Source organism: Kitasatospora sp. NPDC057692 (assembly GCF_042799475.1).
Lineage (GTDB): Bacteria > Actinomycetota > Actinomycetes > Streptomycetales > Streptomycetaceae > Kitasatospora.
Genome location: NZ_JBHVIV010000007.1, coordinates 1 through 14,629, shown reverse-complemented (window position 1 = coordinate 14,629; position 14,629 = coordinate 1). Strand labels below are relative to the sequence as shown.

The window sequence follows — 14,629 nt, the reverse complement described above, 5'->3', positions numbered from 1 at the left end:
GGCTGGTGGCCGCTATCGGCCTTGTCCACCGTCCTGGGGGAGAGCCGCTCCCCGGGGCGCCGAGGAGGTCCCGTTTCGGCCCGGTCTCTCCTCGTCTCGACCAAGAGGTGGAGGAGTTGCGGGAGCGTGTTGCGGCGCTTGAGGAGCTTGTCCGGGCGCAGGGCGTGCGGCCTGCGCCCCGGAAGGACGACTGAGCCGTCGGGAGCGCGTGTCGAACAAGGGGTCTCCTCCACATGGTCGTTCGTCCGCCCGGCCCCGGCCCCGGCCCGGCCCCGTCCCGGTTCCGGCAGCTCGGCGGGCCTCCTCGGTCGCGGCCCACTGTCCGCGGCGGCCGTCGCCCCACGGACAGGACACTAGGCGCGGCGGGTTCGACAACGCTTCAGCCGCGGTATGGGAACGCTTGTCCGGCCGCCGCCCCGCCATCGGCCGGGTGCTTGGGCCGGTTCGCCCCTGTACGGCTGTCGGGGGCCGACGGTTGCGGGGAGGGTTGACGCGGGCGGCGCGGGGAGGTCCGATGGATCCGGCAGGAGGGGTGTGCGGTGGCCGATGACGAGAGTGGCGGTGAGGGTGCGCCCGCCCAGGACGGGGGCGGGGGTCGACGCGATCGGTGGGACCCTCCGCCGACGCCGTACCGTCCAAGGACCGGGGGCACTTTCTGGGTCGTGCTGCTCGCGCTGATCGTGCTGGCCCTCTTCGTGATCGGCTTCCTGTCCAACGACGGGCCCCCGAGCCCGGACGGGTACACCGGCTGGCATTGAGCGCACCGAGCGGATGCTGGGACCCGGCGGCGGGCGACAGTACTGCGGCACCACGAGGGCCGAACCCCCCGGCCTCAACGGACGAGAATCCATGAGCCGTCCCCTCCGACCCGGGCCTACCTGGGTCGGCCGTGCACCGCGGGGCGGGGGTGCTCAGTGGTCGCGGGGGCGCAGACCGTCCTCCTCCTGGTCGTCGAAGGCGCGGCGGGCGTGCTCGATGGCGGGCAGGTGCGCGTCGGCCCAGGCCAGCAGGACGTCGACCGGGTGGCGCAGGGTCTTGCCGAGCGGGGTGATCCGGTAGGTGACCGCCACCGGGCGGGTGGCGGTGACCTCGCGTTCGACCACGCCGTTGCGTTCCAGCCGGCGCAGGGTCGCCGTCAGGGACTTCTGTGTGACGGCGGGGATCGCCCGGCGCAACTCGTTGAAGCGGCAGGGGTGTTCGCACAGTCGGTCGAGCACGGCGAGTGACCACTTGTCCAGCACCTGGTCGAGCAGTTCACGGTGCGGGGCGTCGATGCGCAGCCCTGCGGGGTCGGCGGTGTCCACGGCGAAACCTGGTCTCGTTGAAGTGTCTTCGGGCTGCCAAGTATCTTCCGGATACCGGATCGGGCGTCAAGAGGGGCGCCCCATCGGCGCCTTCCCGTCGTCCGGCCGCCCGTGAACAGGGGACACCAGCGTGACCGTTCGCCACTTCACTCCGCAGGGCATGCTGCGGCCCGCCCCGTACCACCACGTCGCCGTCGGCACCGGCGCCCGGCACGTCCACGTCAGCGGCCAGGTCGCCCGCCTGGCCGACGGGACGCCGGTGGCGTCCGGCGACCTGGCGGGGCAGGTCGCCCAGGCGCTGCGGAACACCGCTGTCGGCCTGGCCGGCGCCGGGGCCTCGTTCGCGGACGTGCTCCGGCTGACGTTCTACGTGGCCCACTGGCACCCCGGGCTGATCGGACCGTTCATGGCCGGGGTGGAGGCCGTCGCCGGGGAGGTCGGGCTGCCGCTGCCGATGCCACCGGCTTCGCTCATCGGTGTCGAGCACCTCTTCGAGCCGGACGTCCTGGTGGAGGTCGAGGCGACCGCGCTGTTGGACTGACCCCCGGTCCGCGCACGCACCCGACGGGCCCGGGCCCGCGGAACCCGCCGGGCGGCCATGCGGACAATCGCTGGAGCCGCTGCCCGGCGTTGCCGAGGGCGCTCTCGCCGGCACTGCCGCCGGCCTCCGGGATGATCAGCCGTCGGGCTCCGACGGCGACGTCCCCGAAAGGCCGATGGCCCTGCCCGGGTCCGCGGGACTCGGGACCCGGGCCTACGGCGTCCAGAAGGCGGCCGGCCGGGCGGTGCCGTGCCCGAGGCTCCGCCAGGGGCCGTCGAAGTCCAGCACGGCCACGGACGCCGTGGGGAAGCCGGACTCCGTCACCCGGCGCAGCACCTCGTCCTGCGCTTCCGTCCGCCCCGTCGTCCCCGTGAGCAGCCCGACCAGCTCGTGCAGGCTCGGGTTGTGCCCGACGAGGGCCAGGGTCCGGACCTCGTCGGCGGTCTCCCGCACCAGCGGGACCAGCGCGCCGACCCCGGCCTCCCGCCGGTGGACGGCCACGCTGACGTCGTAGAGCCCCTGCTCGTGAACCGCCCCGGGCTGCCGGGTCAGCAGTTCCGCGCTCACCCGCTCCCACGTCTCCCCGGTGCGCCGGGCGGCGGAGACCCGCGCGAGGTCGGGCACGACACCGCAGTCCGCGAGCCACCGCCCGGCCCGGGACGCCTCCTCCCGGCCCCGCTCGTCCAGTCGGCGCTCCTGGTCGACCGGCGTCTCCCGCTCGGCCTGCGCATGCCGGATGAGAACGATCCGGCGACCGGTCTCCACACTCACCGTGCTTCCCCTTTCCCGGAAGCGGCCCGCGACGGGCACGCTCCCGTGCACCGCCCCAGCCTAACCGGCGGGCCTGGCGAGTCGATCTTCCCCCGGGCCGCCGTCAAGGAGGGGAGGAGCCGGATGTGCGGCCCGAACGGTTCGACCACCGTGCTGCGTTCGGGCGTCCTGGACGCGCTCGGGGCCTTCCGAGGCCGTGACCGTCGACCGCATCAGCGGCTGCCGCGCCCGCAGGCGGTGTCCCGGGAGCGTCACGGTCGGGCCACACCCCGGCAGCCGAGGTCGCCCGGCGCCCCCGCACGGGCAGGATCGGGGGGACGGCGACAGTCCAACAGGGAGGCCTGGACGTGGAGTTCACGATTCGGAGGACGATCCGCCGACGCGCCCGTTTCCGCATCCTCTGTTCGCTGGCGGTGGTGACCGGCACGGCCGCCTGGACGCTAGTCACCGGCTCCCCGCCGGGGACGGCGCCCCTGCTCGCCCTGGCGCTCCTGGCGTCCGCCGGTCTGATCGGGCTCCGCGACCTGGCCCGCCTGGGGAAGCCGTTCCGGCTGCGGATCGACGACGGCGGGATCACCCTGCACGACGCCCGCCTGCCCTGGCACCACGTCGAGTCGGCCGTACTGTTCCACCCGCCGATCACCGACCGCACGCCCCGCGGCCAGGACGACGCCCCGCCGGTCCCGCCCAAGCCCCGGCTGGTGCTCACCCTGGTGCCCGGGGTGGCCCTGCCGCGCAGGCCCGACACGTCCGGCTCCGGCGGGCGGTCCTACACCGTGCTGAACTGCGAGGACCTCGACCAGCCGATCCCCGACCTCGCCGACGCGCTGCGCCGCCACGCCGGGCCCCGGCTCGAAAGCGCCCCTCCCGGCGTCCTCCCGGCCGGCCCGGTGGACGTGGTGGATCCCCGTCGCGGCGGACCGGAACGGCTGTTCACCGCGGGTCGCAAGGCCTGGCGCCGGTCGTTCCTGCTGCTGGTCGCCGCCACCGCCGTCGCCGTTCCCGTGACGGTCGTCCTCGGCCCCCCGCTCTGGCCGATCCTCACCCTCGTCGAGACCTACCTGGTGTTCCAGACCGTCCTGCACTGGCGCCGGCCGCTGCGGCTGCGGGTGGGCCCGGCCGGCATCGGGGTCCGTGAGGCGACCGGGCACGAGGTGTTCCTGCGCTGGGAGCAGTTCTCCGCCGTGACCTGCGGAGGGGTGCCGGGGCGGGCCGATCGGCTCCCGTGGCTCGCGGTGTACTCGGCACCGGGCGCCGAACTCGGCATCGACCGCTCCCACACCGTGGACGGCCACCAGATCTACGCGTTGGTGCGTCTGGACCGCCTGCCGGACCGGGGCCGGGGCGTCCCCGACGCGATCCGCGCCTTCGCCGCCGACCGCTACGCCGACGCCGCCCCGGACTGACCGGGCAGGGGCTCGGGGCGGCGCGCCCGGTCAGGGGCCGATCGGCGGCGGACGCGCCGCCATGGTGTCCTCCGTCCGGAGTCGCCGCTGGAGGGTGCGGGGGCTGGTCAGGAGCTGGGCGGCGATGCGCGGCGCCGGGCTCCCCGGGTGATGGTCAGTCCTCGATGGATCGGAATTCACCGGACGGTCGGAAAGCCGTCGCTTTCGATAATCCATCATATGTTCGAGCAGTGAGGAATTCGGGCCTCCGGTCGGGATCGGGTTCGCACGGTCGAGTGACGGGTGTGACTCCAGTGAATTGCGGTCGAATAGTGATCCGGATCTCATCGGGGTTTTCGGAGCGGAATCGGACGTACGGATTCGGAACGCTCGATGGCGGGATCTGAACCAGTGTGCTCGCCGGGTGATCGCGTTTGGGCAGTTCCAGGCCCTGGGGCGGGAGAGTGCCGAGTGGCTTCGGGTGACTTCGATGTCCTTTTATGGCGTCCGGCTGGCCGAAACCGGGTGCTTGCGGATCATTGATCGCCCGAATCAGAGTTCTGCTGCCCGCGCTCGCCCGTGCTAATCGACTGGACGTGATGGAACGGTATGGCCGATTCGGATGCTGTCGCGATCGTCGGTTTCGCCTGCCGTGTGGCGGGGGCCGACACCCCGGACGGGTTCTGGGAACTCCTGCGTGCCGGAGGCGATTCCGTTCGCGAACTCCCTGACGGCCGCCGCGATGTGATGCCGCCGGAACGCCAAGGCGGCGCGGTCGCCGCCGACGGGCCGGACCGGCCCCGGCGCGGCGGCTATCTGGACGAGGTCAGCGGCTTCGACCCGGAGTTCTTCGGCATCGGTCCGGGCGAGGCGGTGCTCATGGACCCGCAGCAGCGGCTGATGCTCGAACTGTGCTGGGAGGCCCTGGAACACGCGGGCATCCCGCCGCACGGGCTGAGCGGCGGCCCGGTGGGCGTGTTCGCCGGGGCGATCTGGGACGACTACGCCGTGCTGCTGCGCCGCGCGGGCATCGCGGCCGGTGCGCGCCAGGTGACCGGCCTGCACCGCAGCATGATCGCCAACCGGGTCTCCTACGCGTTCGGCCTGCGCGGCCCCAGCCTGACGGTCGACGCGGCCCAGGCCTCCTCGCTGGTCGCGGTGCACGTGGCCTGTGAGAGCCTGCGGCGCGGCGAGTCCGAGATCGCCCTGGCCGGCGGTGTCAACCTCGACCTCGTGCCCGACGCCCCGGGCGAGGCGGGCAAGCTGGGCGGCCTCTCCCCGGACGGCCGGTGCTTCACCTTCGACGCCCGCGCCAACGGCTATGTGCGCGGCGAGGGCGGCGCGGTCGTCGTGCTCAAGCCGCTGGCCCGCGCGCTCGCCGACGGCGACACCGTGCACTGCGTGGTGGCGGGCAGCGCGATGAACCACGACGGCGGCGGCGCGGCGCTCACCTCGCCCGAGGCCGCGGCGCAGGAGCAGGTGATCCGCGCGGCCCACCGCCGGGCCGGATTCCGCCCGGCCGAGGTGCAGTACGTCGAACTGCACGGCACCGGAACCCCCGTGGGCGACCCGGTGGAGGCGGCGGCCCTCGGCGCCGCGCTCGGCACCGGCCGCCCGGCCGGCGCGCCGCTGCGGGTCGGCTCGGTGAAGACCAACCTCGGTCACCTGGAGGGTGCGGCGGGCATCGTCGGGCTGGTCAAGACGGTCCTCGCCATCCGGCACCGCGAGCTGCCGCGCAGCCTCAACTACGCGACCCCCAACCCCCGTATCCCGCTGGCGGAGCTCGGTCTGCGCGTCCAGGACGCGACGGACGCCTGGCCCCAGCCCGAGCGGCGGCTGGTCGCCGGGGTGAGCTCCTTCGGCATGGGCGGCACCAACTGCCACGTGGTGCTGGCGGAACGGCTGCCCGACGGGAGCGGACAGGCCCCGGCGGCGCCCGCCGCCGGTGACACCGGGCCGGTCGCGGACCCCGGAGTCCCGGTCCTCGCCCCGCTCTCCGGCACCACGCCCGAGGCGGTGCGCGCCCAGGCCGACCGCCTGCACGACCACCTGCTGCGCCACCCCGAGGTCGAGCCGGCGCAGCTCGGCTGGTCGGCCGCCACCACCCGGAGCCACCTCGCGGCCCGTGCCGTCGTCCTCGCCGCCGACCGCGCGGGGCTGCTGGCCGGCCTGGACGCGCTGCGCACCGCGGACGCCGCCCCCGGTGTGGTGAGCGGCGAGGTCCGGCCCGGCCGCACCGCCTTCCTGTTCACCGGCCAGGGCAGCCAGCGCCCCGGCGCGGGACGCGAACTGTACGAGCGGTTCCCCGCGTTCGCCGCCGCCTTCGACGAGGTCTGCCACCACCTCGATCCGCACCTGCCGCGCCCGCTGCGCGAGGTGCTGTTCGCGCCCGAGGACAGCCGGGAGGCGGAGCTCGTCCACCGCACCGAGTTCACCCAGCCCGCCCTCTTCGCCGTCGGGGTGGGGCTGTACCGGCTGCTGGCGCACTGGGGCGTCGTCCCCGACCTGCTGCTCGGTCACTCGATCGGTGAACTCACGGCCGCGCACGTGGCCGGCGTCCTCGACCTGCCCGACGCCTGTGCCCTGGTGGCCGCCCGGGGCCGGCTGATGCAGCAACTGCCCGTCGGCGGCGCGATGGTGGCGGTCCGCCTGGGCGAGGACGAGGTCGCGGCGGCGCTCGCCGGCCTCGGGGACCGGGTCGCGATCGCGGCCGTGAACGGCCCGGCGGCCACCGTCGTCTCCGGCGACGAGGAGGCCGTGCTCGCCCTCGCCGAGCAGTGGCGGGCGCAGGGTCACAAGGCCCGGCGGCTGCGGGTCGGCCACGCCTTCCACTCCCCGCGGATGGAGCCGATGCTCGACGCCTTCGCGCAGGTCGCGCGGGGGCTGGCCTTCCGTCCGCCGACGACGCCCGTGGTGTCGAACCTGACCGGCCGCCCGGCGTCCGCCGAGGAGCTGTGCTCGCCCGACTACTGGGTGCGGCAGGTGCGCGGGACGGTGCGCTTCGGGGACGCCGTCGAGCGGCTGCGCGAGGCCGGTGCGACCGTCCTGGTCGAACTGGGGCCGGACGGCAGCCTCTCCGCGCTGGCCCGGGAGTGCCCGGTGCCCGAGGGCGGCGAGGCCTTCGCCACCGTCGCCACCCTGCGGGCCGGCCGGCCGGAGGCGGACGCCCTGGCCGAGACCGCCGCCCGGCTGCACACCCTGGGCGCCGCGCTCGACTGGACCGCGCTCTTCGCGGCACCGGCGCGGCGCCGGGTCGAGCTGCCCGGCTACGCGTTCCAGCGCTCCCGGCACTGGCTGCGCGCCGCCGCCCCCGAGGACGTCGCGGCCGAGGGCGTGGCGTTCGAGGGCGTCGTGTCCGCGGAGCCCGCCGCCGGGGAGTCCGCGCCCGGGACGGCGCCCGCGGCGCAGGCGTCGCCGCTCGCCCGCCGGATCGCCGGGCTGCCGGAGGCCGACCAGACGCGCGTGGTGCTGGACCTGGTCCGCTCGCACGCGGCCGCCGTGCTCGGCCGCGCCACCAGGGACGCCGTCCGCGCGGACCTCGCCTACCGCGATTCGGGACTCGACTCGCTCGCCACCGTCGAACTCCTCCAGCGGCTGTCCGCCGCGACCGGCCTCGACCTGCCCGCGAGCGCCGGCTACGACCACCCGACGCCCGCCGACCTCGCCCGCCACCTGCGCTCCCGCGCCCTGGCCCTGCCCGCGCGGGAGCGGCGCGCCGAGCCGTCCCCGGCGGCCGGCGGGGACGACGACCCGATCGCCGTCGTCGCCATGGGCTGCCGCTTCCCCGGCGGCGCCCACACCCCCGAGCAGCTGTGGCGCCTGGCCGCCGAGGGCGTGGACGCCATCGGACCGTTCCCCCGGGACCGCGGCTGGGACCTCGGCAGGCTGCACCACCCCTCCCCGGACCGACTCGGCAGCACCTATGTGCGCGAGGGCGGATTCCTCGACGGCGCGGGCGAGTTCGACGCCGAGTTCTTCGGCATCAGCCCGCGCGAGGCGCTCGCGATGGACCCCCAGCAGCGGCTGCTGCTGGAGACGTCCTGGGAGACCCTGGAACGCGCCGGCCTCGACCCCGCCGGGCTGCGCGGCGACCGCGTCGGCGTGTTCGTCGGCGCCACCGCGCAGGACTACGGCCCGCGCATGCACCAGCCCGCCGACGGCCTGGACGGCTACCTGCTCACCGGCACCACCCCGAGCGTCGCCTCCGGCCGGATCGCCTACGAGCTCGGCCTCGAAGGCCCCGCCGTCACCGTCGACACCGCCTGCTCCTCCTCGCTGGTCGCCGTGCACCTGGCCGCCCAGGCCCTGCGCAGCGGCGAGTGCACGCTGGCCCTCGCGGGCGGTGCCACCGTGATGGCCGAGCCCGGGATGTTCGTCGAGTTCGCCCGCCAGCGCGGCCTCGCCCCGGACGGCCGCTGCAAGCCGTTCTCCGCCGACGCCGACGGCACGGCGTGGGCCGAGGGCGTCGGCGTCGTCCTGCTGGAGCGGCTGTCGGACGCCCGGCGGCACGGGCACCCGGTGCTCGCGCTGGTCGTCGGCTCCGCCGTCAACCAGGACGGCGCCAGCAACGGCCTCAGCGCCCCCAACGGGGCGGCCCAGCAGCGGGTGATCCGGCAGGCGCTCGGCTCCGCCGGGCTTGCGCCCGGCGACGTCGACGTGGTCGAGGCCCACGGCACCGGCACCGCCCTCGGCGACCCGGTCGAGGCGCACGCGCTGCTCGCCGTCTACGGCGCCGACCGCGCGCCCGAACACCCCCTGCTGCTCGGCTCGGTGAAGTCCAACATCGGCCACACCCAGGCCGCGGCCGGGGTCGCCGGGCTGATCAAGACCGTCCTCGCGCTGCGGCACGGGCTGGTGCCCGGCGTCCTGCACCTGCGCGAGCCCTCGCCGAAGGTGCGCTGGGCGGACGGCGCGATCACCGTGCCGGCGGCCGCGACCCCGTGGCCCGCGCCCGCGGGCTCCGAGCGCCCCCGACGGGCCGGCGTCTCCTCGTTCGGCATCAGCGGCACCAACGCGCACGTCATCGTCGAGCAGGCACCGGCCGAGGCCGGGCGGGCGCCGGAGGCCGAGGGCGGCGGACACCCGGACCTGCCCGTGCCGCTCACCGTCTCCGGCCGCACCGAGGCCGCGCTGCGCGCCCAGGCCGCCCGACTGGCCCGGCACCTGGAAGCCGACGGGCCCGACGGGGTGGACGCGGCCGACGGGCCCGCCGACCGGCAGGCGCTCGGCCACGCCCTGCTGCGCGCCCGGACCAGGTTCGACCACACCGCCGTCGTCCTGGCCCGCACGCACGCCGACGCGCTGAGCGGGCTGACCGCGCTCGCCCAGGGCGAGCCGGCCGACACCCTCGTCCGGGCCCAGTCCACCGCCCGCGGCGCGACCGTCCTGGTGTTCCCCGGCCAGGGCTCCCAGTGGGCCGACATGGCCGTCGAACTCCTCGACGCCTCACCGGTGTTCGCGGCCGAGCTGGACGCCTGCGCGGCGGCGCTGGCCCGCTGGACCGACTGGTCGCTGCCCGACGTGCTGCGCGGCCGGCCGGGCGCGCCCGACCTCTCCCGGGTCGACGTCGTCCAGCCCGTGCTGTTCGCCGTGATGGTCGCGCTGGCCGGGCTGTGGCGGTCCGTCGGCGTCGAACCGGGCGCCGTCGTCGGCCACTCGCAGGGCGAGATCGCCGCCGCGTACGTCGCCGGTGCGCTCACCCTGGACGACGCCGCCAAGGTGGTCGCGCTGCGCAGCCGCGCCCTGCTCGACCTGGCCGGCACCGGCGGCATGGTCTCGGTGCCGCTGTCCGCCGAGGAGACCGGCGAACTCCTCGCCCCCTGGGGCGGCGAGCTCGGCATCGCCGCCCGCAACGGCCCCGCCACCACGGTCGTCTCCGGCGGAGCCGACGCCCTCGACGCCCTCCTCGCCCACTGCGAGCAGGCCGGGCTGCGCGCCCGCCGGATCCCGGTGGACTACGCCTCGCACTCGGCGCACGTCGAGTCGCTGCGCGAACCGCTGCTCGCCGCGCTCGCCGACCTCGCGCCCCGCGCCGCCCGGACCGCCTTCTACTCGACCGTCACCGGCGGGCTGCTGACCGACACCACGACGCTCGACGCCGACTACTGGTACCGCAACCTGCGCCAGGAGGTCCGCTTCGAGCCCGCCGTGCGCGCCCTGAGCGAGGACGGCCACCGGCTCTTCGTCGAGGCGAGCCCGCACCCCGTGCTCAAGATCGGCACCCAGGAGACCCTGGACGCCTGCGGCACCGACGGCCCCGGCGGCACGGCCATCGGCACCCTGCGGCGCGACCACGGCGGCCCCGGACAGTTCCTCGCCTCCGTCGCCGAGGCGATCGTCCACGGGGCGGAGCCCGCCGCCGACGCGCTGCTCCCCGGGGGCCACCGCGGCCGGCACGTCGACCTGCCCACCTACGCCTTCCAGCGCCGCCGCTACTGGCTGGCCGCCGGTCCCGAGCAGACCCGTCCCGCCGACCTCGGCCTGGACGCCGTCGACCACCCGCTGCTCGGCGCCGTCACCACGACCCCGGACGGCACCACCCTGGTCACCGGCCGGCTCTCCGCGGACGCCCAGCCCTGGCTGCCCGACCACGCGGTCACCGGCACCGTCGTGCTGCCCGGCACGGCCTTCCTCGACCTCGTGCTCCGGGCGGGCGCGCTCGCCGGCTGCCCCGGCGTCGAGGAGCTCACCCTGGAGTCCCCGCTCGTCCTGCCCGACACCGGGTGGACGCAGCTGCGGGTGGCCGTCGCCCCCGCCGACCCGGCGGGCCGGCACGCCGTCACCGTGGACTCCCGGCCGGCCGCCCCCGAGGGCGAAGCGGACGACGAGCCCGCGGAGCGGCCCTGGACCCGGCACGCCTCCGGCGCGCTGACGGCCGCCGAGGAACCCGCCACCGCCACGGCCCAGGGGAGCTGGCCGCCGGCGGGCAGCGAGCCGATGGATCTCGCCGACGCCTACCACCGCCTCGACCGCCTCGGCTACGGCTACGGCCCGTGGTTCCAGGGCCTCGCCGCCGCCTGGCGCGCGGGCGACCACCTGTACGCCGACGTCCGGCTGCCCGCCGAACCCGGCCGGGGCGAGGCCGCGCACAGCGTCCATCCCGCCCTGCTCGACGCCGCGCTCCACCCGCTGCTGCTGGCCGACGCCCCCGCCGGGACAGCCGGCGACGGGGTCCCGTCCGCCGGGGCCGCGGCCCCGCGCATCCCGTTCGCCTTCACCGACGTGCGGCTGCACGCCACCGGCGCCACCGCGCTGCGCGTCCGGCTGTCGCCCGCGCCGGACGGCACCACCGCACTCGCCGTCGAGGACCCCACCGGGGCGCCCGTGCTCACGGTCGGCGGCCTCAGCCTGCGCGAACTGCCCGCCGACCGGCTCGCACCGGCCGGACCCGTCCCGCATGACACGCTGTTCGAACTGCGATGGACGGAGCTGCCCGCCCCCGCCACCGGGGCGGACCCGGACTGCGTGGTCCTCGGCGCCGACGACCTCGGCCTCCACCCGCGCGCCGCGTTCCCGGGCCTCGCCGAACTCGACGCCCGCACCGCCGCCGGGCAGCCGGCGCCCGCCGTGGTGGTCGCCGCCGTCCCCGCCGCTCCCGCCGTCCCCGGCGACAGCCCGGCCGAGGCCGCGCACGCCGCCGCCCGCTGGGCCCTCGACACCGTCCGGGCCTGGCTGGCCGGCGACCGCCCGGAGGCCGCCCGCCTGGTGGTCGTCACCCGCGGCGCGGTCGCCGTCCGACCGGGGGACGCCGTCCCGGGCCTCGGCCAGTCCCCGGTGTGGGGTCTGCTGCGCACCGCGCAGTCCGAGCACCCGGGCCGGATCACCCTGATCGACCTCGACGACCCCGCGCGCTCCGGCCGCGCCCTGCGGACCGCCCTCACCGCCGACGAGCCCCAACTGGCCCTGCGCGACGGGATCCCGCACCGCCCCCGGCTCGCCCCGGCCACGGCCCCGAGCGGAGCCCGCCCGCTGGACCCGGACCGTACGGCGCTGATCACCGGCGGCACCGGCACCCTCGGCGCGCTGATCGCCCGGCGGCTGGTCACCGAGCACGGCCTGCGCCACCTGCTGCTGGTCAGCCGGTCCGGCCAGCGGACGGACGGCGGCGAGCGGCTGCGGGACGAACTCACCGCGCTCGGCGCGCGGGTGACGATCGCCGCGTGCGACGCCGCCCGCCGCGAGGAGCTCGCGGCGTTGATCGCCGCCATCCCGGCCGCGCACCCGCTGGGCGTCGTCGTCCACGCAGCCGGTGTCCTCGACGACGGCACGGTGGAGACGCTCGACCCCGAACGCCTCGCCACCGTCCTGCGCCCCAAGGCGGACGCCGCCTGGCACCTGCACGAACTGACCCGGGAGCAGGAGCTGGAGGCGTTCGTCCTGTTCTCCTCCGTCACCTCCGTCACCGGCAACGCCGGCCAGGGCGCCTACACGGCCGCGAACGCCTTCCTCGACGCCCTGGCCGAGCACCGCCGCGCCGCCGGACTGCCCGGCAACGCGCTCGCCTGGGGCCTGTGGGCCGAGGGCAGCGGGATGACCCGCCACCTCGCCGCCGCCGACCTCGCCCGGCTCGCGCGCGGCGGCATCGGCCTGCTCTCCACCGAGGACGGGCTCGCGCTGTTCGACGCGGCGCTGCGGCGCGACCTGCCGTACGCCGTCACCGCCCGCCTCGACCGCGCGGCGCTGCGCGACCTCGCTGCGGCCGGCGCCGTGCCGACCGTGCTCCGCGGCCTGGTCCGCGCCCCGCTGCAGCGTGCGGCCGGGGCGGCGGCGGGCGCCGGGCGGGCGGGCGGCGCCGGGGACGCGTCCTCCTGGGCGCACCGGATGGCCGGGCTGTCCGAGGACCGCCGTGCCCGCGCGGCACTCGACCTCGTCCGCGGCCAGACCGCCACCGTGCTCGGACTCGGCGAGGCGGACACCGTCGACATCCAACGCGCCTTCCGTGAACTGGGCTTCGACTCGCTCACCGCACTGGAACTGCGCAACCGGCTCAACACGCTCACCGGCCTGCGGCTGCCCGCCACCGTGGTGTTCGACCACCCCAGCGCCACCGCCCTCGCGGCCCGGCTGACCAGGGAGGTGACGGGCGCCCCGGCGGCGTCCGCCCCGACGCCCTCGGCCGCCCCGGTGGACGACGACCCGATCGTGATCGTCGGCATGGGCTGCCGCTACCCCGGCGGCGTCGCCGGACCCGATGACCTGTGGCGCCTGGTCGCCCAGGAGACCGACGCGGTCGGCGGCTTCCCGACCGACCGCGGCTGGGACGTCGACGCCCTGTACGACCCGGACCCGTCCCGCACCGGGACGGTGTACACCCGGCACGGCGCCTTCCTGTACGACTCCGGCGAGTTCGACGCCGAGTTCTTCGGGATCTCGCCGCGTGAGGCCCGCGCGACGGACCCGCAGCAGCGCCTGCTGCTGGAGACCTCCTGGGAGGCGCTGGAGCACGCGGGCATCGACCCCGCCGGGCTGCGCGGCTCGCGGACCGGTGTCTTCACCGGCGTCATGCACCACGACTACGCCTCCCGTCTGCACCGGGCCCCGGACGGCTACGAGGGCCTGCTGCTCGCGGGCAGCGTCGGGAGCGTCGTCTCGGGCCGGGTCGCGTACTCGTTGGGGCTGGAGGGTCCGGCGGTCAGCATCGACACGGCGTGCTCGTCGTCGCTGGTCGCGCTGCACCTGGCGGCGAACGCGCTGCGCTCGGGGGAGTGCGACCTGGCGCTCGCGGGCGGGGTGACGGTCATGTCGACGCCGCACGTGTTCGTGGAGTTCGCCCGCCAGCGCGGGCTGGCGGCGGACGGCCGCTGCAAGCCCTTCGCGGCGGGCGCGGACGGCACCGGCTGGGGCGAGGGCGTCGGCCTGCTGGTGGTCGAGCGCCTCTCCGACGCGCGCCGCAACGGGCACCGGGTGCTGGCGGTGGTGCGGGGCAGTGCGGTGAACCAGGACGGTGCGTCGAACGGTCTGACGGCGCCGAACGGGCCGTCGCAGGAGCGGGTGATCCGCCAGGCGCTCGCCGGCGCGGGCCTGAGCACGGCGGACGTCGACGTGGTGGAGGCGCACGGGACGGGAACGACGCTGGGTGACCCGATCGAGGCCCAGGCGCTGCTGGCGACGTACGGCCAGGACCGGCCGGTCGAGCGACCGCTGCGGCTGGGGTCGGTGAAGTCGAACATCGGGCACACCCAGGCGGCGGCGGGTGTGGCGGGTGTGATCAAGATGGTGATGGCGCTGCGGAACGGCCTGCTGCCGAAGTCGTTGCATGTGGACGCGCCGTCGCCGCACGTGGACTGGTCGGCGGGCGCGGTGGAACTGCTGGCGGAGTCGGCGGAGTGGCCGGAGACGGGTCGGCCGCGGCGGGCGGCGGTGTCCTCGTTCGGCATCAGCGGCACCAACGCCCATGTGATCATCGAGCAGGCCCCGGAACCGGCGGAGCCCGTGACGACCGCGGGTACGGGCGGGGTGGTGCCGTGGGCGCTGTCGGCGCGATCGGCCGAGGCCCTGCGTGCGGCGGCGGAGCGGTTGCGGGACTGGGCGGCCGACCGTCCTGAGGCCGATCCGGTGGGGGTGGCGCGGACGCTGGCCTCGGGTCGGGCGGCGCTGGAGCACCGGGTGGTGGTCGCCGGTCGGACGGT

At 76.4% G+C, this 14,629-nt stretch carries 5 protein-coding genes; 3 read left to right on the top strand and 2 right to left on the bottom strand.

Annotated elements, in window-relative coordinates; translation table 11 throughout:
* Positions 1-911: 911 nt before the first annotated feature.
* Positions 912-1,304 (bottom strand): winged helix-turn-helix transcriptional regulator, encoded by a 393-nt coding sequence (locus tag ACFVFS_RS06180; RefSeq protein WP_380620688.1) that lies wholly within the window; start codon positions 1,302-1,304, stop codon positions 912-914.
* 130 nt (positions 1,305-1,434) lie between these two features.
* Here ACFVFS_RS06180 and ACFVFS_RS06175 point away from each other — a divergent pair, with 130 nt between their 5' ends.
* Entirely contained in the window at positions 1,435-1,845 is a 411-nt protein-coding gene (locus ACFVFS_RS06175; RefSeq protein WP_380620686.1) for a RidA family protein, read from the top strand.
* Between the two features lie 213 nt (positions 1,846-2,058).
* On the opposite strand, the gene ACFVFS_RS06170 is transcribed toward ACFVFS_RS06175, so the two are convergent.
* Positions 2,059-2,616 carry a SixA phosphatase family protein gene (locus tag ACFVFS_RS06170; RefSeq protein WP_380620684.1) on the bottom strand — a complete coding sequence of 186 codons (558 nt, stop codon included), beginning with the start codon at positions 2,614-2,616 and terminating at the stop codon, positions 2,059-2,061.
* A 347-nt stretch (positions 2,617-2,963) separates the two neighbouring features.
* Between ACFVFS_RS06170 and ACFVFS_RS06165 the strand changes: the two genes are divergently transcribed.
* Positions 2,964-4,022 carry a hypothetical protein gene (locus tag ACFVFS_RS06165; protein WP_380620682.1) on the top strand — a complete coding sequence of 353 codons (1,059 nt, stop codon included), beginning with the start codon at positions 2,964-2,966 and terminating at the stop codon, positions 4,020-4,022.
* A gap of 588 nt (positions 4,023-4,610) precedes the next feature.
* Positions 4,611-14,629, top strand: a 10,019-nt coding sequence (locus ACFVFS_RS06160; RefSeq protein ID WP_380620680.1) for a type I polyketide synthase, incomplete at its 3' end; no start/stop codon positions are given.